The sequence below is a fragment of the Christiangramia lutea genome (assembly GCF_022489035.1).
Classification (GTDB): domain Bacteria; phylum Bacteroidota; class Bacteroidia; order Flavobacteriales; family Flavobacteriaceae; genus Christiangramia; species Christiangramia lutea.
This window is the reverse complement of the sequence record NZ_JAKVTV010000001.1, coordinates 1,308,492-1,333,256: the sequence shown is the minus strand read 5'-3', so window position 1 is coordinate 1,333,256 and position 24,765 is coordinate 1,308,492. Positions and strand designations below refer to the sequence as shown.

The window sequence follows — 24,765 nt, the reverse complement described above, 5'->3', positions numbered from 1 at the left end:
GCGATGACTAAGGAAGAATGCTTCTACCTGGGAAAAATCGTTGCGAAATTTAGCTTTAAAGGTGAGGTGCTCATAAAACTGGACACCGATGAACCTGAAACTTACACAGAAATGGAATCAGTTTTCGTTGAATACAACGATAATCTGGTTCCATTTTTTATTGAAAGATCCTACCTGCACAAAAGCACACTGCTTCGCGTCAAATTTGAAGACATAGATTCTGAAGAAGATGCTGAAGATATGATAGGAGCAGAATTATACCTTCCACTTAACCTGCTTCCAAAACTTCCTGAAGATAAGTTCTATTTTCATGAGATCATTGGTTTCGATGTCCATGATACCGAACATGGAAATATTGGCAAAATCGTTTCTATAAATGATTCTACCGCGCAGGCACTTTTCGAAATTGAAAAGGACGGCAAGCAGATCCTTATTCCCATGAATGATGAATTCATAGAAAAGGTTGACAAAAACAACAGACTTCTGAAAGTCAATACCCCGGAAGGCCTTATCGATCTCTACCTTGGCTAGGCAAAAGATTTGTTCCAGTCAAAGGCCGCTAGAATAGGCTCACAAACTATAGTCCCTTTCACAATATTTAAACCTTTGGCAAGAGAATTATTTTTCTCACATGCGTTTTCCCAGCCATTTTCAGCAAGGTTCAATACATAAGGTAAGGTCACATTAGTAAGTGCCAAAGTTGAAGTATAAGGAACAGCTCCCGGCATATTCGCCACGCAATAATGAACAACGCCATCTATAATATAAGCAGGATCTTCGTGAGTAGTTGGTCTTGTGGTTTCAACACAACCACCCTGATCTACCGCCACATCCACGATTACTGCACCTGGCTGCATTAGTTTTAACATATCCCTGGTAATCAATTTTGGAGCTTTTGCACCTGTAATTAAAATTCCACCAACCACAAGATCGCTAGTTTGGAGATGTTTCCTGATATTATATTCGTTAGAAAATTCTGTGACTACATGGCTCGGCATGATATCGTTCACATACCTGAGTTTATTCATATTCACATCCAGAACGGTAACCTGCGCACCTAGGCCTGCTGCCATTTTCGCTGCCTGAATACCAACAGTTCCGGCACCCAGAACAAGAACTTTTCCAGGAGGTACACCCGGCACGCCGCCTAGAAGTAAACCTTTACCTTTTACAGGTTTTTCAAGATATTTCGCACCTTGCTGAATAGCCATTCTTCCGGCAACCTCAGACATTGGAGTTAGAAGAGGCAGAGTACCGTCATCGTCCTCAACCGTTTCATAAGCGATACAAACAGACTTATTATTCATCATCGCTTCGGTTAAATTTTGATTTGAAGCAAAATGAAAATAAGTGAAAACGATTTGATTCTCCTTGATTAAACTGTACTCCTGCTCGATAGGCTCCTTTACCTTTACAATCATCTCACTTGCCTCGTAAACCCGGTCTATGGAAGGTAAAATAGTGGCGCCGGCCGCGTGATAATCTTTATCATCGAAACCACTGCAATCTCCAGCAGTAGATTGCACAAATACTTCATGTCCTTTTTTGGAAAGTTCAAGCACACCGGCAGGAGTCATTCCCACCCTGTTTTCGTTATTTTTTATTTCTTTAGGGATACCAATTTTCATAATAGAAAGTTTTTAGCTCCCGAAAAATAATAAACAAAATTAAAAAAGGGGTGTAAAATGCATATTTTCGCATTTGACACCCCTAAAGTATATTTTTAAAGGGGTTAAATTACGATATTTATAATTTTACCCGGAACAACGATCACTTTTTTAGGGGTAGACCCGTCAAGCTGATTTTTCGTTCTTTCATCTTCAAGCACATTTTTCTCAATATCATCTTTCCCCATATCTAAAGGAAGTTCTTTGGTAAACCTCATCTTTCCATTAAAGGAAACTGGATAATTTTTAGTGCTTTCCACCAGGTACTTTTCTTCGTAGACAGGATAAGTAGCTGTGGTTACAGATTCAGAATTGCCTAACTTCTCCCACAGTTCCTCCGCGATATGCGGAGCATAAGGAGCAATCAAGACCGCAAGAGGCTCAAGAACTTCTATGCTATCGCATTTTTGAGCGGATAGTTCATTTACGCAGATCATAAAAGTAGAAACCGAAGTATTAAAGCTGAAATCCTCAATATCCTCTGTCACCTTTTTAATGGTTTTATGCAGACTTTTCAAGGAATCTGCTGAAGCTTTTTCATCTGAAACGTAAAACTCCTCTCCATTATGATATAGTTTCCAAAGCTTTTTAAGGAAATTATGTACACCGGTTATCCCGGCAGTATTCCATGGTTTCGCCTGATCCAGAGGCCCCAGGAACATTTCATACATTCTTAAAGTATCTGCCCCGTAATCTTTACAGATCTCATCAGGATTCACCACGTTGTACTTGGATTTGGACATTTTTTCCACTTCCCGTCCAACAATGTATTTTCCATCTTCGGTAAGGAATTTAGCATCTGCAAATTCAGGTCGCCATTTTTTAAAGGCTTCAATATCCAGCTCATCTGAAGCATTCACCAAGGAAACATCGGCATGAATTGGCTGAACATTATTTCCTTTGATCTGGTTCTTAGAAACAAATACATTTTCACCTTCAAGCCTGTAAACAAATGCGCTGGTTCCAAGGATCATCCCCTGGTTGATCAGTTTTCTGAACGGTTCTTCCACAGTTAACCATCCACGATCGTGCAGGAATTTAGTCCAGAATCTTGAATATAATAAGTGGCCAGTCGCATGTTCACTACCTCCAATATATAGATCTACATTTTCCCAGTATTGCTGGGCTTCTTCTGAAACGAAACGATCTGGATTGCCTGCATCCATATATCTGAAAAGATACCAGCTGCTTCCTGCCCATCCCGGCATGGTGTTCAACTCCAGTGGATATACTCCGTTATCTTCAGACGCCTCGACTCCGCTCGGCGTGACACCTCCATCTTCGTCATGCTGAACTTGTTTCAGCATCTTATTTGAAACCACTTTATTATTTTTTGTATCCCAGGCCCAGTCGGTCGCGTTACCAAGTGGCGGTTCGCCTGTTTCAGTTGGAAGATATTTCTCAACCTCAGGAAGTCTTAAAGGAAGATGATCTAAGTCTATCATTTTCGGAAGACCATTCACATAATAAACGGGGAATGGTTCACCCCAATATCTTTGGCGACTGAAAACCGCATCTCTAAGCCTGTAATTTGTTTTTCCGTAACCCTGACCTGTTTTTTCCAGTTCCAGGATCACTTTTTGAAGTGCTTCCTTGTATTCAAGTCCGCTAAGAAAATCTGAATTAGCGATCACAGTACCTTCCTTGCCAACAAAAGCCTCTTCAGAGACATCCACATTTTCGAAAATATTCGGAATTGGCAGATCAAAATGTCTCGCAAAATCATGGTCTCGCTGGTCACCACATGGAACGGCCATCACCGCTCCGGTTCCGTAGCCGGCAAGTACGTAATCTCCTATCCAGATTGGCACCGGTTCTTTGGTAAATGGATGCTCTGCATAGGCTCCGGTGAAAACTCCGCTTATGGTCTTAACATCGGCCATTCGTTCGCGTTCACTTCTCTTTGCCGTAGCTTCGATATATGCCTGAACTTCCTCTTTTCTATCTTCCGTAGTGATCTTTTGAACCAGTTCATGTTCTGGCGCAAGCGTCATAAAACTAACCCCAAAAATCGTATCGGGTCGGGTTGTAAAAACAGAAATCTTTGGTTGAGATGCTGAACTAGCATCACCCTGAACTTGTTTCAGGGTCTCTCCATAAAGATTGAAATGAACCATTGCTCCAACCGATTTCCCGATCCAGTTTCGCTGACTTTCCTTTAAACTTTCTGTCCAATCAATATTATTCAAGCCTTGAAGCAATCTTTCAGCAAAAGCCGAAATTCTCATGCTCCATTGGGTCATTTTCTTCCTAACCACAGGATATCCGCCACGTTCAGAAACTCCGTTCACGATCTCATCGTTGGCCAGCACGGTTCCTAATTGCGGACACCAGTTCACCTCGGCTTCCGCCAGGTAAGTCAGCCTATATTTTAATAAGACCTGATCCTTTTCATCGTGTGAATAAGCCTTCCAGTCTTCAGCCGAAAATTCTTCCACATCATCGTCGCAGGCAGCATTCACTCTAGAGTTACCTTCTGAAGCAAAAATCTCTTCCAGCTCGGAGATAGGACGAGACTTATCAGCCTCCTGATCATACCAGCTTTCAAAAAGCTGGATAAAGATCCATTGCGTCCATTTATAATAATCTGGCTCGCTGGTTCTCACCTCACGACTCCAGTCGAAAGAAAATCCGATCTTATCCAGTTGCTCGCGATAACGAGCGATATTATTTTCAGTAGTTACCGCGGGATGCTGACCGGTTTGAATGGCGTATTGTTCTGCCGGAAGTCCGAAACTATCATAACCCTGGGGATGCAACACGTTAAACCCTTTATGTCTTTTGTAACGGGCATAGATATCACTGGCGATATATCCCAGCGGGTGTCCCACATGCAATCCTGCACCTGAAGGGTAAGGAAACATGTCTAAAACATAATATTTAGGTTTTTCAGAATCGTTCTTGGCTTTGAAAGTTTGGTTCTCTGCCCAGTATTTCTGCCATTTCTCTTCGATCTTATTAAAGTGGTAACTCATCTTCTGTCTTTCTTATTAATCTACGTCACCCTGAACTTGTTTCAGGGTCTAAAAATGAGAAGCTGAAACAAGTTCAGCTTGACGGTATTTGTAAAACGCAAAAATACAATTTTAAAGGACTTATGCGGAATGATTGTAAAGCTTATTCCCGGCTTTTTCGAGCCGCTTCTTCCATAGGTTTCAGACATTCATAGATATAGCGATTCACCGGAATTTCAACACCAAGTCTATCCCCTTCCTTTACAATATAACCGTTGAAATTTTCTAGTTCAGACGGCTTTCCATTCATAATATCTCTTTGGGTAGACGCAGTGGTCCCTTCAGGTTGGGAATTGATGATCTCAAAAACCATTTCCAGGTGTTTTTCAGTTAGCGGGATATTTTTAGCCTTGGCTACCTCGATGATCTCTTTTGCCGTATTTATCATCATTTCATGTAGGTATTCACTACTCCGAATTCTATCAATTGGAACCCGGGTTAAGCCGCCAATACCACTAACCGTACAAATAAAGAGAAACTTTTTCCATATTTCCAGCTGAATATTTTCTGGAACATTATTTTCAACACCGGCCTCATCCAGTATATCCTGAATTTTCTTTACTCGTTGTGACTGTAAATTATCTGCCTCTCCAAAAACGATCTTTGGTTCATAGGAAGCATGCTTTACCTTACCGGGGACCTCGATAAAACTCACTATAAAACACAAACCTGCCAGTATATTTTTCTCTGGAAGGATCTGGATCAGTTTTTCATAATTATCAGCTCCGTTCTGTAAGGGAAGAATTATTGTGTTTTCCCCAATTATTGGCTCCAACTCTTTTGCGACTTCGGGAATTTGCCAGGATTTTATTCCAAGAATTATAAGATCTGGAGTCGGAACCTCAGACACATCTGATGTGGCCTTTTTGGGCTTTACCTTAAAGTTCCCTTTAATACTTTCCACCTCAAGTCCATGCTTCTGGATCTCCTTCAGGTGCTCTCCCCGGGCGATCATACTCACCTCGTGGCCCGCTTCTGCAAGCTTTCCCCCAAAATACCCTCCAACGCCGCCAATTCCGTAAACCAGTATTTCCATCGTTTGATTTTTACCAAATTTAGGAAACTTAAATCGAACCTCACCCTGAACTGATTCCAAGGTCTCCAAGAAGAGATACTGAATTCAACTTCAGCATGACGGGTTAATGCCTATGCCTTTTCGAAGAAGGGAAATGATTGAGAAAATTCGTAAAACAAAGAGATTTCTCGCTTTGGTCGAAATGACTAAACAAGAAATAGCTTTTCGTCACCCTGAATTTATTTCAGGGTCTCCAGGTTGAAATGCTGAAACGAGTTCAACATGACATATTGGTGTTGCACTGAGCTTGTCGAAGTGCAATTAAAACTCATGCATGCTTCGACTGCGCTCAGCATGACATCCTGAATAAATTCAAGGTATTCCCAATATTTTCAAAAGTTTAAACGTTTTAAGAATTGAGAATGCTGAACTTTATTATTTTTACAAAAAATCTGAAGTCACTCTATGACCACATCTTTTGAAAGGTATCAGAAACGCCGACTTATATCTTCCTATTTTTCAGTTGTAATCAGTATTTCCCTGGTCCTTTTCCTTTTAGGAATGCTGGGTCTTTTGGTCCTAAACACTAAAAAAGTAGCTGATCATTTTAAAGAGCAGATCGCACTAACCGTTTATCTAAAGGACAGCGCTAAGGAAGTTGAGATAGAACAATTGAAGAAGAGCCTGGCCATGGCCGATTATACCAAATCCACCAACTATGTTTCCAAAGAAGATGCTGCCGAGGCACATAGTGAGGAAATTGGGGAAGATTTCATGGAATTCCTTGGCTATAATCCCTTGCAAAATTCGATCGACGTCTTTATGAATGCCGATTTTGTGTCTTCAGAACAGGTTGATAAAATCGCCAGAAATCTTACCGCCAAGAATTTTGTAGACGAGGTAGTTTATGACAAACCTCTGATCGCTTTATTGAATGACAATGTGAAAAAGATCAGTTTCTGGGTTTTAATAGCCAGTGCCGTTTTTACTTTTATTGCAGTTTTATTGATAAACAGCAGTATAAGACTTGCAGTATATTCGAAAAGATTTATCATCAAAACCATGCAAATGGTTGGTGCAACCAAAGGTTTTATTAGAAGACCATTCATATGGCAAAGCGTTAAACTTGGACTTATTGGGGCAATTCTAGCCTTAATAGGAATGGCGGCCGTCTTATATTACCTGAATAACAGTTTTTCAGAATTAAATCTTTTAGGAGATATTAAAATGCTGGCAACCCTCTTTATCGGGATTTTCCTAATGGGAATTGTAATTACATGGATAAGTACGTATTTTGCCACCTCGCGTTTTCTTAACCTGAAAACGGATGAACTTTATTATTAGCAGGCTTTAGCCACTAATGCACGAATATTTTATCCCTATTTTAAGGATAAGAAGAAACCGGATTTAACATTTAAATCATTCGTGCATCCTATGCAAATAGATTTAAATCAAAAATTTTAAATGGCCAATCTTACTTATAAACAGGAAAGTTATGAGATCATAGGCGTTCTATTTGATGTTCATAATGAGTTAGGAGGTGGTTTTCTTGAGGCTGTTTACTCTGATGCAATAGAGTATGAATTAAATTCTAGGAATATTCCTTTTGAAAGAGAAAAGCGATATCAGGTCAATTATAAAGAAATAGTCCTACCACATCAGTTTATTGCAGATTTTGTGATTTTCGACAAAATAATTCTTGAAATTAAATCTGTAGCAGCATTGAATGACCGACATATAGCGCAATGTATTAATTACCTAAAAGTTTCGGGTAATAAATTGGCAATATTGGCTAATTTTGAACCGGATAAATTAATGCACCAGAGAATAGTTCTATGAGTTATTAGTGCATTCGTGGCAAATAAAACAATTATGACAGAAAAAAATAAAATAAAAGGAAGTTTTAATACCGGCTTCGTTTTCGGAAAGAAGAACTATACTTTTATGTTCATCGGGATCGCAGTGATCGCCCTGGGATTTATCTTGATGTCGGGCGGAGGTAGCGAAGACCCTAATGAATTCAACGATGCGATCTATAATTTTCAGAGAATTCGACTTGCACCAGCCCTGGTGTTAATAGGTTTTGCCATCGAGGTATACGCCATTTTGTTGAATCCCAATAAAAAATAAAAAGTTTGGACGTATTAGATGCCGTGATCCTTGGAATAATCCAGGGACTAACCGAATTTTTACCTGTTTCTTCCAGTGGCCATCTTGAACTTGGAAAAGCGCTCTTAGGTGACACCAGTCTTCCAGAAGAATCTTTATTATTCACCGTTGTCCTCCACTTCGCTACGGCTTTGAGTACTTTGGTAGTTTTCAGAAAAGATGTTTTTGAGATCGTTGGCGGACTCTTAAGTTTTAAATGGAACGAGGAAACTCAATTTTCATTAAAGATCATAATCTCGATGATCCCTGCAGTAGTTGTGGGACTATTATTCGAAGAACAATTAGAAGCATTATTCGGAGGAAATATCCTATTTGTAGGTTTTATGCTTCTAATCACTGCCCTTTTATTGTGGCTGGCAGATAAAGCAAAGGATACCGGGAAGAAAGTAAGTTACCCAAATGCATTCGTAATTGGTGTTTCCCAGGCGATAGCTATGCTACCTGGAATTTCCCGTAGCGGTGCTACCATTTCCACTTCAGTTTTACTTGGTAATGATAAGACCAAAGCAGCCAGATTCTCATTTCTGATGGTTGTTCCCCTGATCTTCGGAAAGATCGCCAAGGATATTTTAAGCGGAGAGTTGATGGAAAGCTCTACCAGTTTTTCTATTCTAGCAGTTGGTTTCGTAGCAGCATTTATAGCCGGCCTGGTTGCCTGTACCTGGATGATCTCCCTGGTTAAAAAATCTAAACTTTCATGGTTTGCCATCTATTGTTTTGTAGTGGGATTGGCGGCCATTATTTTTGCATATGCGCAATAAGGAATTAACCCTCGAAGAATTCAAAACCGGCCAGGTTTTACTTTTTGACAAACCTTTGAACTGGACCTCTTTCCAGTTAGTAAATAAGGTAAGATGGCTTATCAAAAAAAGCTGCAAGATCAAAAAGATTAAGGTTGGACATGCAGGAACTTTAGACCCATTAGCTACCGGATTACTTATAATTTGTACTGGAAAATTCACTAAAACAATTCCCGAACTCCAGGGACAGATCAAAGAATATACCGGGACTTTTACCATTGGAGCTACTACTCCATCATTCGATTTGGAAACCGAAATTGACCAGAATTTCCCCACAGATCATATCACCGAAGAACTACTTCAGGAAACCACAAAAAAATTCATCGGTGAGATCGAGCAAACTCCGCCTGTTTTTTCAGCTCTAAAGAAAGACGGAAAAAGACTTTATGAATATGCCCGCGAAGGCAAGGAAGTTGAGGTTAAAAAGAGGAAGGTGGAAATTTCAGAATTTGAGATTAACACAAGCAATTTTCCTGAAGTAGATTTCAGAGTGGTTTGCAGCAAGGGTACTTACATTAGAAGTCTTGCCAATGAATTCGGGCAAGCCCTGAATAGTGGCGCACATCTTTCTGAATTGCGAAGAACTGCCATTGGTGATTATTCCGTAGAAAATGCGATGAATATCGAATCTTTCGAAAAATTGCTACCTTCACGAGAGAATAATTAAGTCGGCTGACTGTTAATTAGATATGGATTTTTTCGATAATTTTTTCGATAAGCACAAGGCGCTTATCCTTACCACGCTGTCATTTTTAGTTTTGATGCTAGCCCTTTATAATTTTAAGCTAGCCAACGGGAACCAGGAAACTGCTGAAATGCTCGTAGACCTGGAACAGTATAAAATTGCCGAAAAAGAAGAAGTTCAACCTGAAGAAAAACAGCCTCAGCAAAAAAGCAGAAGAAATATTCAAACCCACCAGGCCTATAATCAGGATAAAGAAACCCGCGAAGCCGATTTTAAAAATAAACTGGACGAGATATTTAAAAAGAATTCAACTGAACAGGAGGAGGCCGAAAATGAGGATTCCGAAAGTTCCGAAGGAAATTACGCTTTAAACAGGAAGAATTCCGACGAAAAGAAAAATCGGTCAGATGGTGATGATTCAGGCGAAGAAGTATCACAGAAATCGGCCGTTTACGATTACAGTTCTATTTCTTTTTCTTTAAAAGGAAGGAGAGCAGTGAAAATTCCAAATCCGGTGTATACCTGCGATACCGCAGGCAAGGTCGTTATAAACATCACGGTAGATGCTAATGGTTATGTAATAGACTCTTCGGTTAACAAAGCGAGTTCAAATACGACCAATGAATGTTTAACCGATCGTGCGCTGGAATATTCGGCCGGAGCGAAGTTCTCAAAACTTTCCGGCCGAAATGCACAACCCGGAACGATTACCTATCATTTTAGATCCTAGAAACTATGGAAGAAATAAAACGTTGCGGATGGTGTGAAGGCGATCCACTATATGAAGCATACCACGATCATGAATGGGGAGTTCCAGTACTGGATGATGAAACACTTTTTGAATTTTTAACCCTTGAAACCTTCCAGGCTGGATTAAGCTGGATAACGGTGCTTCGAAAAAGAAACAATTTCAGGAAGGCATTTGATAATTTCAATTATCGAAAAATAGCTCAGTATAATGATGCCAAAGTAACCGAGCTGATGCAAAACACCGGAATTATTAGAAACCAGATGAAGATTAGAGCTACCGTAACCAACGCCCGGGAATTCATGAAAATTCAGGAGGAATTTGGCAGTTTTAGCAAATACATTTGGCAATTTGTAGACGGAGCGCCTATTCAAAACGAGGTTAAAGACTATAAAAATGCTCCCTCCACTACAGAGATTAGTGACAAGCTGAGCAAAGATTTAAAGAAAAGAGGTTTTAAGTTCGTGGGCTCCACAGTTATCTACGCGCATATGCAGGCCACGGGTATGGTAAACGATCATCAGGTAGATTGTTTTCGATATAAGGAAGTTAAGGAGTTAGGAAAGAAAATGAAGCTTACATGAAACATTGGTTACTTATAATTATTCTAATGCTTCCGATATTTGCCTCGTCCCAGGATAAAAAGATCGAAAAGGAAGAGGATATAGACAGAGAAGAAATGCCTGAAAGGGCTCAGGAATTTTTATTGCTAAACATCCCTGAAGACATCTATAAACTAAGGCATTATTTTGAAACCGACGGTGAAAAGGAAAGCTATGAAGCCAAGTTTAAGTTTAACCGTCATAGGTTTAGTGTTGAGTTCGATGAAGATGGAATTCTGGAAGACATCGAGGTGCAGGTAAAGAAAAAAGACCTTAAAAATGAAATTCTAAAAAAAATTGAGCATTATTTAGATACAAAGCATGACCGGTTCAAGATCGAAAAGATCCAGGCACAATATCTCTCAAACAAGGAAGATCCTGAACTTACCATGAAGCGAGCAAAAAAATTCGATTCGAACTTCCCAGATCACTTTGAACTTATTGTGGCGACCAAGAACAAAGGGAAATTGAAGAAATATGAGATGCTTTTTGATGCTAAGGGGAATTTTAAAAATGAAAGAGAAATAATCAGAAATTCATATGACTACCTCATCTTCTAGATTATTTTATCTTCTGGCTTTTCTTTTTGTGAGTACGATCTCTCAATCGCAAAATTTCGTTATTCAAGCCGAGCCCGAAATCGCCATAAATATCGACCGCCCAAACCGTTGGTCCTTTAATTTTGGGATCACCAATCGGGATCTTTTATATTTTGATAAGACCAGCCAGTTCAGAGTGAATTTTGTCGAATTAAGTCATTTCACCAGTTACGAGGTAGGTTTTTACGGAAAACTAAGTCTCGGCCTGAGGTACCGCTTCAATGAGCTTTTCGAGGATAGGAGAAAAGATGAAATAAGGATCACCCAGCAGTATAGCCGGTCCCGCAAGTATAATGCACTTAAGGTAGCACACCGGTTCAGATTCGAACAAAGGATTAGGGAATTAACTATTTATCGCGGCAGATACCAGTTCTCGGTTGAATATCCACTGAATGGCGAAAGGATAGATCGAAATGAATATTTCCTGGTTATGAGCGCCGAAGCCTTATGGAGCTTTACCAAAGAAGAAAAGCCGGAACTAGGACAAAGGTTCGATATTTCACTGGGCAAGGATATTGGAGGCGGGAACAAAGCCGACCTGGGTTTGCAATACAGACTTGAGGAGTACAATCTTAATTCTTTTCACGGCCTGTTCCTTATAGGAGGGCTTACGATCTCTATTTAAGATATTCCAGGAACTCGTTACGGGGAATTTCTTCAGCTCCCAAGCTTTCAAGGTGACTGGTATAAATCTGGCAATCCAGTAATTTCACCCCTTCTTGTTTTAGCTTTTGAACGAGCTTAATAAAACCAAATTTTGAAGCATTACTAGCCGTGGAAAACATACTTTCGCCACAGAAAACATTTTTATCCCTTAAATATATGCCATATAAACCACCTACAAGATTAGCCCCATCCCAAACTTCTGTAGAAAATGCCATTCCTTCAAGGAATAATTGAAGGTAGTTCTTCTTGATATCCTGAGTGATCCAGGTGCCGTCCTGCCCTTTTCTATCCACATTCCCACAGTTCTCGATCACTCTTTCAAACTGCTGATTAAAGGTTACCTGAAATTTTTCCTGATTTAGAAATGGCCTCATGCTTTTGGCAATTTTCAACTTCTCCGGAAAAAGCACCATTCTGGGATCTGGCGACCACCAAAGTACCGGCTGACCTTCATTATACCAGGGGAAGATCCCTTTATAATAAGCCTCTTTTAACCTTTCAGGACTTAGATCTCTACCAACTGCAAGCAAACCGTCTTCATCTGCAAAGTCTACCGGAGGAAACGCCTGATTTGGATAAATGAAATACAAAGGATTCGAATTTAGAGTTTGAAAATAAAAAAGTCCGGGGAGAATTACCGCCGGACTTTGATTTTTATCAGAATTTTAGATACCTAACCTAAATTACGTCACCCTGAACTTGTTTCAGGGGCTCTCGAGAGATGCTGAAACTAGTTCAGCATGACAAAATCTAGAAAGGAAGATCATCATAATCCTCTTCATTCAGGTCGTTCGCTGGTTCAAACTGGTCTGGTGGAGGAACATTTGAGCCACCTGATGGCTGTTGTGCAGCAAGGTTTTCGATTCTCCAACCCTGGATAGAATTAAAATATTTTGTTTCTCCCTGTGGGCTTACCCACTCACGACCTCTTAAATTCACACCGATCTTCACCGGTTGCCCAACCTGGTAAGAATCTAAAAGGCTACATTTATCCTGAACAAACTCGATGAGCAAATGCTGCGGATATTGCTCTTCGGTAGTTACTACAACTTCTCTCTTCTGAAATCCGTTGCTACCGAATGTCTTAGTATCTCCGATTAATTTGATTTTTCCCTGTACTTCCATTGTCTCTTTATTTTGCTAATAATATTTTCCAGGCATCTTCCGGTTGTCCCTTCTCAAGGTAAACCTGTGCCTGCTTATGAATTTTTTCCTTATCGCCAGTTTTTACAAGTTCTGCTTCCTGAGTATTCTGCTTCAGGAATGCTTCAATTTCACCATTTTCGGGCAAAGCTTCCACATTACCCAGTTTCCCAAGGTCATTCCCGGTAAGGATCTTACTTGTTCTCACTTCTTCCGGCATAGCATCTACGCCTATTCCCAGGGTTGAAAGTGGCTTAGGCACTTCAAACATTCCTTCCCTGGCCCTGGAATACCAGTTTCCTCCCATACGGGCAACCTGGTCTATTTTATACTGGTCTATAAATCCTTTTTCATCTAGGATATCTTCTTTGATGTGCATTTTCACTACATGGCAAACCACAAGATTTCCTGCACCGCCCTCAGAACCAGTTTCAATCACTTCCTTGATCTTACATTCGAATTGCACTGGAGATTCAGCAACCCGAAATGGCTTTACCAGGTCAGACTTTTGCATGGTCAAACCAGCTTTTTCGAACTCATTTACTCCTTCGGCATATTCGGTACTTGAAAGCGACATTTGCTGCACAATATCAAAGTTCACGATATTGATCACTACTTCGTCTACTTTCTTCGCATTTTCAAAAGTATGCTTGGTGGTATTATCTCGACCTCTTCTTGCTGGTGAAAAGATCAAAACCGGTGGATTAGATCCAAAAACATTAAAAAAACTAAAAGGAGAAAGGTTCGGTTTTCCATCTTCGTCTACAGTGCTGGCAAAGGCAATTGGCCTTGGACCTATGGCACCCAAAAGATACTGATGTAATTTCCCGACACTTATGTCCTTAGGTTCTATACTTAACATAGATTAATTTTTGCCAAAGATAAAGAATCACGCAGGGAATGAAAAGCAATGCATTACAATAAAAATAGTTTTAAAACGCTTATATTTATTTTTGATTAAAAGCCGGAAAACTACATGAATCTACCCGACGAACGCAGCTTTAATCGCTGGTTTATCATAATTTCCTGCCTGGTGGTCATCGTTCTGGTGCTCTGGAATACAAGTATTTTTTTTCAGCGACTTAAAGAGGATGAAAGAGCCAAAATGAATATCTGGGCTCAGGCACAGGAGGAGCTAAGTAATGCTCCCGAGGATGCCGACCTTAGTCTTATTCTTGAGATCCTGAACAACAATACTACTATCCCCATTATCCACACCAATGAAAATGGAGAAATCGATTATACCACGAATATAGACCCGGCCATTCTTGAAGATCCGGAAAGAACCCAGGAATACCTTGAAGATCTGAAGGACGAAAATGAACCCATAATCGTAGACCTTGGCGACAATCAGGTTCAGTATCTATATTATGGAAACTCTCCTGCACTGAACAAACTGAAATATTACCCTATAGGCCTTACCCTGATCGGATTTTTATTTATTGGAGTGGTTTACTTTTTCTACACTACTACAAAGAATAGTGAACAAAATAAACTTTGGGCCGGAATGGCAAAAGAGACCGCTCATCAAATAGGAACACCACTAAGTTCGCTTATAGGCTGGACCGAGATTCTCAAGACCGAAAACGTAAACCCTTCCTATGTGGAAGAAATGGAAAAAGATATAGACAGATTAAGAACAATCACAGAAAGGTTTTCAAAGATTGGTTCATCCCCGAATTTACAGCAAACCGATATTGTTGCAGCCACCAGGGAAAGCTTCAATTATCTGAAAGCAAGAAGTTCTAACCTAATCGATTTTAGTCTAAGATCACCAAGGCAGCCCATTTATGTGATGCTGAATGAACAGCTTTATAGCTGGACCATTGAGAACCTGGTTAAAAACGCAATCGATGCGATGCGGGGAAAAGGTGAATTAATGATCGAGATTAAACAGGATATGAGAGCGGCCCATATCTATATAACAGATACAGGTAAGGGAATAGACAAGAATAAATTTAAACTGATCTTTGAACCCGGCCAAACCACTAAAAAAAGAGGATGGGGATTAGGCCTATCGCTGGCTAAAAGGATCATTGAAGAATATCATAGAGGGAAGATAAAAGTAGCCAGAAGTGAAATTAATAAAGGAACTACTTTTCAAATAAGCCTGAAGAAGGTTTAAAGTTTCGAGAAACTTTCCCTTAACCATTCTGGCACCGGAAATGTTTCATTTTTATCGAAATCGAAACAAACAATCACATCATTTCCTTCAGCACACAGTTCTCCATTCTCATTGAGAATAACATGTTTTAAACCAAAACTTGTATTTCCAATAAAATCGAGTTTGGTTTTTATAATTGCTTTTCCTGGATAAAAGAGAGATTTTTTGAAATCACATTTTGTAGAAACCAGCATAGTTCCCTGGTTAGATTTTCTATAATAATCATAGACCCCTGAAGCTTCCCAGAAATTCACTCGTCCGCTTTGAAGAAAGCGCATATAAGAAACATTATTTACATGCTCGTATATGTCGAGATCGCTCCAGTCTACCCTAATATCAACACTTAGTTTATAATCTGAATATTCGCTCACAAATCTACATTTTCACCAATGGCAGCTGCCAGATCTTTGAATTCCTGATCGCTCATTTCAACATGATTGGAAAAGTCCATATCTCTCATGCTATTCAGCGGTATTAAATGAACATGGGTATGAGGGACCTCCAAACCAACTACTGCCATTCCCACGCGCTTGCAAGGCACTGTTTTCTCAAGCGCAATTGAGACACGTCTGGTGAATCGCATTAATTCCTGATACATCTCCTCTTCCAGGTCCCAGATCTTATCAGCCTCTTTTTTGGGAATACATAAAACGTGTCCCTTTGCATTTGGCCTGATATCTAAAAATGCCAGAAACTGACTATTTTCAGCCACCTTATATGCCGGCACTTCTCCTTTAACGATCTTTGTAAATAATGTTGACATGACTAGGTTGATTTTTCATAAAAATAAAGAATCCTTTTCTCAAATCCGAAAATACAAATGAAAGAAAAGGATTAAATCTTAACAGAACCCGGAGCTTTATTCTCTCCAGATCTCAATAACCTCGAACTTTACAGTTCCATTGGGAACCTGGATCTCTGCGGTGTCTCCTACTTCTTTTCCAAGCAGGCCTTTACCTATGGGAGAATCTACAGATATCTTCCCCGATTTTAGATCGGCTTCACTCTGGGCTACAAGCTTGTATTCCATTTCAGCTCCGTTCGTTTTATTCTTAATCTTCACGTGGGAATGCACCAGGACTTTAGATGTATCAAGTTGTGATTCATCTATCACCCGTGCATTGGCCACTACTTCCTCTAACTTAGAGATCTTCATTTCCAATAACCCCTGTGCCTCCTTGGCAGCATCATATTCAGCATTCTCACTTAGATCTCCTTTATCTCTTGCCTCTGCAATAGCCTGAGAAGCCTTTGGTCTTTCCACATCTTTAAGCTGATTAAGCTCATCACGAAGCTTTTTTAAACCTTCGGGGGTATAATAAGATACTTTACTCATAACTTTATCGTTTTATTATCCGCGGTATTAGAAATAATCCTAAAACCGGAAACCATACCTTATAATGATTTTAGTAATAAAATTAATCCCTGGACGCAGGATTGCCCGGTTCTAAAAGTTTTTAGCTCACCAGGTTTAAACTATTGTATCATTAACTGAAAAAATCCCATAGTTAGCGGGATTTCTTTAAACAAATGTAAGAAATTTAATCTTTAGGTACAATTATATTATTTTCGCCATAATTCAAAGTTTTATGAAAAAAGCTCTTCTAATATTCTCCATATTTTTGCTTGTAACAGGTTGTTCCCAATCTGATGACAATTTCCGTAATAATCCAAATCTGCCAGATGTTAGAGTCAACCTGCAATTGAATCTGAACTTACCAGAATACAATGACCTGGCTTATCCGGGAAATTCGTATTCAACTTACAACCAGGGAATCAAAGGCATTGTAATTTACAATATCAACAATAATCAATACGCCGCATTCGAACTTAGTGATCCTAATCATCCACCTAGCAACTGTTCAACAATGACCGTTAATGGAGTTCTTGCCAGCTGCAACTGCGATGACAATAAATATAATATAATTACCGGTGAGCTTTCAGAAGGTGATGGTCAATATACCATGAAACCTTACAGAGTACAACGCTCAGGCAATGTTTTGGAAGTTTTTAATTAAAAAAGCCCCCTTCCTGTTACCCCTACAATAAAGAAAGGAGGCGGCTAAAAACCCACAATTTCCTAGAACTTCAATGTAAGTCCTAATAGAAAGTTAGTAGTGGCCTGGGGATAATATCCTGCCCCATCTAAAGTCTGCACCCCAGAAGGCAGGTCATCATTAGAAATATCGAAGGTGTAATAATATCCATTAGAGACATATTTCTCATTGAAGATATTATTCACCAAACCTGTGATCACGATTTCCTTAAAAATCCAGGGATTTTCCCAGTTATACTGGATATTGAAATCGTTCGTGAAGTAGCTTTCCAGTTTAGAATTTTCAGCTTCAACATTGCTCATATATTGCTCCCCAACATATTTTGAAAGCAGTTTCAATTCCAGACCATTTACCGGTTCGTAATTGAAAATATTACCGGCTACGATTTCTGGCGAATATGAAATATCTGTATCACCATACTCTACCAGCTCCCCGTTGAAAGGTGAAACAAAATCTACATTTTTATTTCTGCTCAGGGCGATATTAGGCCTAATTGTAAATCTGTCTGACAGCCTAACTGTTGCATCTACTTCAAGTCCCAGCCTGTAACTTTTCCCACTATTCTGGCGTATAAACGCGCCAACATCGTCTATTCCTCCAGTTAACACCAATTGGTTTTCATAGGCCATATAATAAAGATTCGTATTCAACTGGAAAGACCTGCTTTTATGTCTCCAGCCAAGTTCAAAATCGTTCAGCTCCTCCGGCTCCGGGTCGCCATTCTCATAATCGTTCCGGCTAGGCTCACGGTGGGCCCTGGCATATGAAAAATAGAGCTGATTCAGGTTGTCCCACTCATACGTAAGGCCGGCTTTTGGATTGAAAAAGCTAAAGCTATCCTCATTCAAGAACCTGGTTTGGTCATCTAGAAGGCCATCGGTTTCATAATTCACCGTTCTAATCTGAAGATCGGCATAACCAGCCAGTTTTTCGGTGATAGCAAAATTTGCTTTTCCATAGAGGTTGAAATCTGTTTTGTCTGCCTGGTTGAAATAATAAGGCTCATAAGGATCGTTATTTCTGGCAAATCTTGTATAAACCACTTCTCCAAAATGATCACCTTCATATTTATTCCAGCCACCACCAAGAGTAACATCCCAATTTGTATTCTGATAATTCAGGCTAAAAACAGTTCCGTAGAAATGATTATCCAGCCATTTAGTGCCAACTAGATCTGAAGTATTAACCTCTTCCCCACCAGAAATAAATGGTTCCAGGCCAAAATCGGTGAGACTGGCATCCTCCTCATATTCTTCATAATAACCTCTCCCATAGGTATAGTGGAAAGCTATGTTAGAAGACCAGCTGCTTCCATAATCCTGGTTCCACATAAGCTGGTAGTGATCCTGGGAATAATTATCGGTTTGATTATCGTAGAACCTCGTATTTCCATCTTCATCTGTGTAGATCCCGGCAGGATTAAAAGTCCGGTCATTTTCCAGAGTTTCAGCGTCTATCCCATACCAAGCCTGGTATGTTCTTTCTGTACCCCCAAAAGTGAGAGCTTTAATTAAAGTATTATCATCAACAAAAGTACCCTGCAGAAAATAAGATTTCAGGTCACTACTTGCCCGGTCTATATAACCGTCACTACGAATTTTTGAAGCTCTTCCAGCGAAGGCCCAATGATCATTGAATAAGCCGGTGCTAAACTTAACCGTGTGCTTAAAGGTATTGAAAGAACCAACGCTATTGGCAATTTCGGCCTGCGCCTCTTCATTATAAGAATCGGTTAAAATGTTTAAACTAGCTCCAAATGCTCCAGCTCCATTGGTTGATGTTCCTACTCCTCGTTGTAGTTGCAAATTTTCCACAGATGAGGCAAAATCCCCCAGGTTCACCCAAAAAGTTCCCTGACTCTCGGCATCGTTATAAGGAATTCCGTTAATAGTTACATTCACCCTGGTAGCATCACTACCACGAACCCTAATTCCGGTATATCCTACTCCGTTACCAGCATCAGTAGTAGTCACCACGTTGGGCATATAGTTCATCAAAACCGGGATATCCTGTCCAAGATTCCTGTCTTCGATCTCCTCATTAGAAAGATTGCTATAGGTGATGGGTGATTGCTGATTGACCCTTACAGCAGATAGAAATACTTCATCCAGAGCTTCTTCGGCTCCGGCCAGATCCATATTAATCTGAATATCCTGATCTAAGACTATTTTTTGGGTCTTCTGGTTTCCAAAAGAAAAAACAAGGGTATAATTCCCTTCCTCTAAAAAGAGTTCATAATTTCCATTTTCATCGGTAAGCGTCCCGTTGCCAGTGCTTCTGAGATACACCGATGCTTTCTCGAGTGGTTCTCCATTCTCAGTTACGGTACCGGAAACAGTGAATTCTTGCGCAAAGGCTTGTAAAGAAAATATTAAAAAGCCTGCAAAAAATAATACATTTTTCATTCGTAAATATTTCACGAATAAAAGGGGCGATTATTCTTTTGATTTTAGATTAAAATAAAAAATCCTGAGACTGCCATTCGGCAATATCAGGAGTGCATACACTGCGCTTTCGCGCAATTCCCTTGGCAGCATTACCTGCCCAGGTTCATTGGGTATGATCTCAGCCACAAAAAAGTGGCACCCCTTATGAGATTGTGGCGCAAAAGTAATATGCTTTTTTAGAAATCCAATACATTTGAGGAGATTTCACAGATTTGGCTTAATTTTAGATAAATCCTGAGTAATGTTAAGTGCAAAACGCTCCATCACCGTAAAAGTAGTTACCGGATATGTTATTGTGGCCATCCTTGCGAGCCTGGCCGTATGGTATGTTTATGATCAGGTAATCGCATATTCCCAGATCGCTCAATCCAACACCGAAAACAATCAGCAGTTAATCCTGGTAAGCGAAATAAGCACCAATCTAAACGAATCAGAGAATACCAGCCGAAGGCTTATTCAATCTGGTGAACAAGAAGAACTGAAGATCTACAATGCCCAGATTGATTCTATCAAAGGGAAGCTACGTAAACTGGAGGAAACATACGAGAACATAGATCTTGAGAAAGAGACCGATAGCATAAATAAACTTCTGGACCAGAAAACCGAAAACCTCAAGGAGCTGGTAGCTTTAAGAGACACCGATAGAAATACGAATTATTATTCTAAAGCTTTAAGCGAACTAAAGAACATAGATGCCTCCTTTAAAGATTATAATTACGAAAACCGATTCAGGAATTTAAAGCCTTACCAAAAGGATGTCTTGGTTAAATGGCTGGAATATTCCCGAGAGGATAATGCCGAACGCATCACCACCCAACGGCTGGACTCGGTTGTAAAATCGGTTAAGCGAGTACTTACCGATCTGGAATTTGCCAACAGGCAATTTCAGAATGAAGTAATCCAGAAAGAAAACGAGTTGCTTAATAACGACATGATCCTAAACCAGCAGCTTCAAAGTTTATTGGCTGGACTGGAACAAAAGGAACGTGAAAATACGGTAGAAAGAGCAGAGGTTTTCCAGAATATGCTTAATAAAACCTCTAATATTATCATTATTGGAGGTTGTATTATTCTCCTCATTATCCTCTATTTCATCATAAACATTATTGGTGACATCACCAGAAGTCAGCGGTATAGAGCAGAACTGGAAGAGGCTAAAGATTTTGCCGAATCTTTACTGGCCAGCCGGGAGCAATTTATGGCTGCCATTACGCATGACTTAAGAAGTCCGCTTACAACCGTAATGGGTTATACAGATCTTATACAGAAAACAGACCTCAACGACAAGCAAAAACATTACCTGAACCAGATAAAAAAATCTTCTGAATTCATCCTAAGACTGGTAAACGACCTTCTAGATCTATCAAAACTGGAAGCTGGAAAGATGCTCATTGAAAAACTTTCTTTCAATCCTAAAAAACTTATTCATGATACAGTGAATAATGTGATTCCGGCAGAAAAGAAAAAGGATGTAGATATTATTATAGAGGTATCTGATGAGACTAATGTTCAGATACAAAGTGATCCTTTTAGAATTAAACAGATCCTGGCCAACCTTATTTCCAATGCCTGGAAATTTACCGAAGAAGGTGAAATTGTGATTTCGGCAGAATTAAAAAATACTTCAGATAAAAACCACCTTCTCGAAATAAGCGTAGAAGATTCCGGAATAGGAATTTCCAAAGAAATGCAGGAAAGTATTTTTGAGGAATTTTCTCAGGAAAACAGTAGTATAGAAAAGCGTTTTGGAGGTTCGGGACTTGGACTGGCCATCACCAAAAGGCTGGCAAAACTTTTAGATGGAGATATCACCCTAGAAAGTGAACAGGGAGAGGGCAGCAAATTCACCATTCTAATCCCTGTAGTTAAGATTTCTGAAACCCGTGAGGAACCGGAAAGAGAAGAGCTGACGGACCAGACTGAAGAAAGCCTGGACCTTGATGCTTCAGGAAAAAAAGTACTTATTATAGATGATGAACCCGGACAGTTATCTCTAACCGTAGAAGTGGCTAAGTCTATGGGGTTCGAAATAGAGACCGCAGAGAATGGGAAAATTGGGCTTGAAAAATTAAGATCTAATAAATTTGACCTTATCCTTACTGATATTCAAATGCCGATTTTAGATGGTTTTGAATTAATAAACAGGGTAAGAACCGATGAAAATTTTAAAGATCTGCCGGTAATAGCACTTTCCGGAAGAACCGATATTGAAAGAGAAGTATATACAGAAGTTGGCTTTAATAATAAACTTTTAAAACCTTATAAAACCAAGGAACTAAAACAGAGTATTGCCAACCTGTTACATCTGAATTATGAGGAAAAAGAAGAGAAAGTTGAGCCAGCATTGACCAATATTCAGTTAAAATCTGATAATTACGATTTGACTGACATTTATGAATTTTCAGGTCAGGACGAGGATGCCATGCATACTATTATACAGGCATTTCTGAATGGCGCTCAGGACAGTCTTGAGGAATTGAGAGATGCCTTTGATGAAAAGGATACAGATAGGATGGGCAAACTCGCACATAGAATGCTCCCTATGTTAAGACAGATGAGGGCGAATGAAGTAATTGTGGTTCTTATGAAACTTGAGTCCCGGGAAGAAATCACCGAGCAACAATTTGATAATTTTGAAAATAAGATTTTCGAATTAATGTCCAGCCTCAATACCAGTATTACAGCTTAATCCCGTATTGCTTAAGTTTATTATACAGGGTTTTCCTATCTATAGATAACATTCGCGCCGCTTTACTCTTATTACCGCCTGTTTTCTCAAGCGCATCAAGAATCAGTTGTTCCTCATTTTTGTTTTTGAACAAACCGTAATCATTCTCATTGGTACGACTGGAAGTAGCGATCTCATGCGGAAGAACTTTTAGCGGAATAAGATCATCTTTTGTTAGAAGTACGGCCCGTTTCACCATATTCTTAAGCTCCCTAAGGTTTCCAGGCCAGTTATAGTTCTTGAAAGCATGAATGGCCTCGTCTGAAAAACCAACAATATTTTTTTCAAGGTCTGCATTGGCTTCATCCAGGAATTGATTGGCAAAAAGCATAAGATCTTCCTTTCTTTCCCTTAATGCAGGAACTTTTATAGAAAACTCATTTAACCTGTGATAAAGATCTTCCCTGAAATCACCTTCTTTAACCGCTTCTGAAAGGTCTTCGTTTGTAGCCGTCACTACACGAATATCTACCTCAATCTCATTATTACTTCCCACAGGCTTTATCCTTCTTTCTTGCAAAGCTCTTAATAACTGAACCTGTAATTCGTAAGTGAGATTCCCGATTTCATCCAGGAATAAGGTTCCGCCATTCGCAGCAGCAAAATGGCCGGTCTTATCGTTAATTGCACCGGTAAAAGAACCTTTTAGGTGGCCGAAAAATTCACTTGAAGCAATTTCTTTAGGAATAGCACCACAATCCACAGCTATAAAGGGAGCATTCTGCCTTTTACTTTGTAGGTGAATGCTTTTCGCGATCTGCTCTTTCCCGGTTCCACTTTCCCCGGTAATAAGTACAGACATATTAGTTGGGGCAACTAACTCTACATAATCGCTAAGTCTTCGTGAAGGCTCGCTTACGCCTTTAACCATGTCCTTATTTTCATTTAAAGGACCAGTACTTTTTTTAGCAGGCTTAGATTTTTCAACTTTAGGAGCAACCTCATTAGTATGCAGGGCATTTTCTATAGTTTGAAGGATAGACTCCGGCCTGAAAGGCTTAGAAACATAATCAAAAGCTCCTTCCTTCATTGCATTAACCGCCATACTAATTTCAGCATAACTGGTCATCACGATCACCTGGGTAGCAGGATTCTCGTCTTTAACATTCTTAAGTATTTCAAGACCATCATTATCTGGAAGCCTTACATCGGTTAGTACGAGGTCAAATTTATCTGAAGCAATCTTTTTGAAGGCTTCTTCAGCGGAATAGACCAAAGCTACCTTATAATCCCTTTTCTCCAAAAAGGTTTTTAACATAGTTCCAAATGCTACATCGTCCTCAACGACCAATACTTTAGACATAGAAAAATTTTATAAAAGCTTAACAAAGGTAATAATCTTTAAAGCATTAGCTTTTAAAAGAAAACATAAAAAAGAGAGGTAACTTTCGTTCCTCTCTTATAAGGCAATTTTATGGTTATCCAATTGCCAAAAACTAATTCCCATTTAACAGATTTTCTACTACTTTTTGGTAAACAAGCAAAAAAGTGACCTTTTATAGTGTTAGTTTTCTGGTTGTAAGTCATCAGGAATAATCCTGAAAACAGTCACTTTTTTGCAAGTTTGCCGGGGTAGATATTACTTCAAAAAGCTTTTTCATTTATCTGCTACCGGGGAGTTGGTTTCTCCCACACCGGACTTTAATTAATAACTACCTGAATGATCTTTCATATCTACCCAGGATCCATCCTGGTCTATATAGACTTTTTTAGTTTCTCCTTCCACATCCAGTTTTAATTTATAAACCTGGGTTTCACCCATAGTTTTTATCCAGGCTTCGGTAACAGTAGCATTAGCATGGTCTGTACTTAAGGCATCTTTAACTGCCTCAGGCAATTCCTGCACATCTACACTGGCAAATTCTTCCTGGACCATCTCTGCAGTAGTTTCTGCAGACGCTATTTCCTCTTCCTGCGCATGCATTTGGGTAGCAAAAAACATAGCCCCCATCGTCATAATACTTAATGCAATCCTTTTCATAATTATAGTTTTTATTGATCTTTTTAATTTGATCAGGTTTCTTATCTTATATATTAGAATAATTATGCCAATTTCATTAATTTCACTCATATAGCTGTATTTCAAACAGCTAACAGAGACTTGCATTAATTTATTCACAAAATTTTATGTAGAAAATCATGAATTTGGAAACATAAAATGTGGAAATATCACCTCACTCCAATAATTTTAATTCAGCTTTAAAACACTCATAAATAGAAAAGGCTCCCAAAAGGAGCCTTTTCAATCCGAAAATCTAAAT

Annotated in this window: 25 protein-coding genes; 13 read left to right on the top strand and 12 right to left on the bottom strand. The window is 39.5% G+C overall.

Features of this window, described 5'->3' with window-relative positions:
- The first annotated feature begins 3 nt into the window (after window positions 1-3).
- On the top strand, window positions 4-531 hold the full coding sequence (rimM, locus tag ML462_RS06065; protein WP_240712857.1) for a ribosome maturation factor RimM: 528 nt from the start codon (window positions 4-6) through the stop codon (window positions 529-531).
- Here rimM and ald read toward each other — a convergent pair.
- From ald to ML462_RS06050, 3 genes are all read right to left on the bottom strand, one after another.
- Window positions 528-1,628, bottom strand: a complete 1,101-nt coding sequence (gene ald / locus ML462_RS06060) for an alanine dehydrogenase (RefSeq protein WP_240712856.1) — start codon at window positions 1,626-1,628, stop codon at window positions 528-530. The genes rimM and ald overlap by 4 nt on opposite strands.
- A 104-nt stretch (window positions 1,629-1,732) precedes the next feature.
- Window positions 1,733-4,642 (bottom strand): leucine--tRNA ligase, encoded by a 2,910-nt coding sequence (locus ML462_RS06055; RefSeq protein ID WP_240712855.1) that lies wholly within the window; start codon window positions 4,640-4,642, stop codon window positions 1,733-1,735.
- Window positions 4,643-4,784: 142 nt separating this feature from the next.
- Complete coding sequence (locus ML462_RS06050; RefSeq protein WP_240712854.1) at window positions 4,785-5,717, bottom strand: ketopantoate reductase family protein; 933 nt, start codon at window positions 5,715-5,717, stop codon at window positions 4,785-4,787.
- Window positions 5,718-6,161: 444 nt separating this feature from the next.
- On the opposite strand from ML462_RS06050, the gene ML462_RS06045 reads away from it, so the two are divergent.
- The 9 genes from ML462_RS06045 (at window position 6,162) to ML462_RS06005 (ending at window position 11,924) form a co-directional block, all read left to right on the top strand.
- Window positions 6,162-7,040 (top strand): cell division protein FtsX, encoded by an 879-nt coding sequence (locus ML462_RS06045; protein WP_240712853.1) that lies wholly within the window; start codon window positions 6,162-6,164, stop codon window positions 7,038-7,040.
- Window positions 7,041-7,160: 120 nt separating this feature from the next.
- The gene (locus tag ML462_RS06040; protein ID WP_240712852.1) at window positions 7,161-7,535 is read left to right on the top strand and encodes a GxxExxY protein; all 375 of its coding nucleotides are present in this window, start codon (window positions 7,161-7,163) and stop codon (window positions 7,533-7,535) included.
- Between the two features lie 33 nt (window positions 7,536-7,568).
- Window positions 7,569-7,826 (top strand): DUF3098 domain-containing protein, encoded by a 258-nt coding sequence (locus ML462_RS06035; protein ID WP_156276833.1) that lies wholly within the window; start codon window positions 7,569-7,571, stop codon window positions 7,824-7,826.
- Between the two features lie 5 nt (window positions 7,827-7,831).
- Window positions 7,832-8,626 carry an undecaprenyl-diphosphate phosphatase gene (locus tag ML462_RS06030; RefSeq protein ID WP_240712851.1) on the top strand — a complete coding sequence of 265 codons (795 nt, stop codon included), beginning with the start codon at window positions 7,832-7,834 and terminating at the stop codon, window positions 8,624-8,626.
- Window positions 8,616-9,332, top strand: coding sequence for a tRNA pseudouridine(55) synthase TruB (gene truB, locus ML462_RS06025; RefSeq protein ID WP_240712850.1), 717 nt, complete (start codon window positions 8,616-8,618; stop codon window positions 9,330-9,332). Before ML462_RS06030 ends, truB begins: the two co-directional genes overlap by 11 nt.
- A 22-nt stretch (window positions 9,333-9,354) precedes the next feature.
- Window positions 9,355-10,080 carry an energy transducer TonB family protein gene (locus tag ML462_RS06020; protein WP_240712849.1) on the top strand — a complete coding sequence of 242 codons (726 nt, stop codon included), beginning with the start codon at window positions 9,355-9,357 and terminating at the stop codon, window positions 10,078-10,080.
- 5 nt (window positions 10,081-10,085) lie between these two features.
- Window positions 10,086-10,682, top strand: a complete 597-nt coding sequence (locus ML462_RS06015) for a DNA-3-methyladenine glycosylase I (RefSeq protein WP_240712848.1) — start codon at window positions 10,086-10,088, stop codon at window positions 10,680-10,682.
- Window positions 10,679-11,260, top strand: coding sequence for a hypothetical protein (locus ML462_RS06010; RefSeq protein WP_240712847.1), 582 nt, complete (start codon window positions 10,679-10,681; stop codon window positions 11,258-11,260). Before ML462_RS06015 ends, ML462_RS06010 begins: the two co-directional genes overlap by 4 nt.
- Window positions 11,241-11,924: a DUF2490 domain-containing protein gene (locus ML462_RS06005; RefSeq protein ID WP_240712846.1), complete on the top strand. Its 684-nt coding sequence runs from the start codon at window positions 11,241-11,243 to the stop codon at window positions 11,922-11,924. The genes ML462_RS06010 and ML462_RS06005 overlap by 20 nt, the downstream gene beginning before the upstream one ends.
- On the opposite strand, the gene aat is transcribed toward ML462_RS06005, so the two are convergent.
- From aat to ML462_RS05990, 3 genes are all read right to left on the bottom strand, one after another.
- The gene (gene aat / locus ML462_RS06000; RefSeq protein ID WP_240712845.1) at window positions 11,917-12,555 is read right to left on the bottom strand and encodes a leucyl/phenylalanyl-tRNA--protein transferase; all 639 of its coding nucleotides are present in this window, start codon (window positions 12,553-12,555) and stop codon (window positions 11,917-11,919) included. The genes ML462_RS06005 and aat overlap by 8 nt on opposite strands.
- A gap of 160 nt (window positions 12,556-12,715) precedes the next feature.
- Window positions 12,716-13,090: a DUF3127 domain-containing protein gene (locus ML462_RS05995; protein WP_240712844.1), complete on the bottom strand. Its 375-nt coding sequence runs from the start codon at window positions 13,088-13,090 to the stop codon at window positions 12,716-12,718.
- A gap of 7 nt (window positions 13,091-13,097) precedes the next feature.
- Window positions 13,098-13,970, bottom strand: coding sequence for a flavin reductase family protein (locus tag ML462_RS05990; protein WP_240712843.1), 873 nt, complete (start codon window positions 13,968-13,970; stop codon window positions 13,098-13,100).
- 114 nt (window positions 13,971-14,084) lie between these two features.
- Between ML462_RS05990 and ML462_RS05985 the strand changes: the two genes are divergently transcribed.
- The gene (locus ML462_RS05985) at window positions 14,085-15,233 is read left to right on the top strand and encodes a sensor histidine kinase (protein ID WP_240712842.1); all 1,149 of its coding nucleotides are present in this window, start codon (window positions 14,085-14,087) and stop codon (window positions 15,231-15,233) included.
- Here the strand turns inward: ML462_RS05985 and ML462_RS05980 are convergent.
- From ML462_RS05980 to greA, 3 genes are all read right to left on the bottom strand, one after another.
- Window positions 15,230-15,643, bottom strand: a complete 414-nt coding sequence (locus tag ML462_RS05980; RefSeq protein WP_240712841.1) for an acyl-CoA thioesterase — start codon at window positions 15,641-15,643, stop codon at window positions 15,230-15,232. The two genes, ML462_RS05985 and ML462_RS05980, sit on opposite strands and share 4 nt — an antisense overlap.
- Window positions 15,640-16,035 (bottom strand): HIT family protein, encoded by a 396-nt coding sequence (locus tag ML462_RS05975; RefSeq protein WP_240712840.1) that lies wholly within the window; start codon window positions 16,033-16,035, stop codon window positions 15,640-15,642. Before ML462_RS05975 ends, ML462_RS05980 begins: the two co-directional genes overlap by 4 nt.
- A gap of 96 nt (window positions 16,036-16,131) precedes the next feature.
- Window positions 16,132-16,608, bottom strand: coding sequence for a transcription elongation factor GreA (gene greA, locus ML462_RS05970; protein WP_240712839.1), 477 nt, complete (start codon window positions 16,606-16,608; stop codon window positions 16,132-16,134).
- Window positions 16,609-16,861: 253 nt separating this feature from the next.
- On the opposite strand from greA, the gene ML462_RS05965 reads away from it, so the two are divergent.
- Window positions 16,862-17,290, top strand: a complete 429-nt coding sequence (locus ML462_RS05965; RefSeq protein ID WP_240712838.1) for a hypothetical protein — start codon at window positions 16,862-16,864, stop codon at window positions 17,288-17,290.
- A gap of 62 nt (window positions 17,291-17,352) precedes the next feature.
- Here ML462_RS05965 and ML462_RS05960 read toward each other — a convergent pair whose 3' ends face one another.
- Window positions 17,353-19,734: a TonB-dependent receptor gene (locus ML462_RS05960; protein ID WP_240712837.1), complete on the bottom strand. Its 2,382-nt coding sequence runs from the start codon at window positions 19,732-19,734 to the stop codon at window positions 17,353-17,355.
- A 283-nt stretch (window positions 19,735-20,017) separates the two neighbouring features.
- Here ML462_RS05960 and ML462_RS05955 point away from each other — a divergent pair, with 283 nt between their 5' ends.
- The gene (locus ML462_RS05955; RefSeq protein WP_240712836.1) at window positions 20,018-22,465 is read left to right on the top strand and encodes a hybrid sensor histidine kinase/response regulator; all 2,448 of its coding nucleotides are present in this window, start codon (window positions 20,018-20,020) and stop codon (window positions 22,463-22,465) included.
- Here ML462_RS05955 and ML462_RS05950 read toward each other — a convergent pair.
- The gene (locus ML462_RS05950; protein ID WP_240712835.1) at window positions 22,455-23,807 is read right to left on the bottom strand and encodes a sigma-54-dependent transcriptional regulator; all 1,353 of its coding nucleotides are present in this window, start codon (window positions 23,805-23,807) and stop codon (window positions 22,455-22,457) included. The genes ML462_RS05955 and ML462_RS05950 overlap by 11 nt on opposite strands.
- Before the next feature lie 342 nt (window positions 23,808-24,149).
- Complete coding sequence (locus ML462_RS05945) at window positions 24,150-24,485, bottom strand: hypothetical protein (protein WP_240712834.1); 336 nt, start codon at window positions 24,483-24,485, stop codon at window positions 24,150-24,152.
- Window positions 24,486-24,765: the final 280 nt, after the last annotated feature.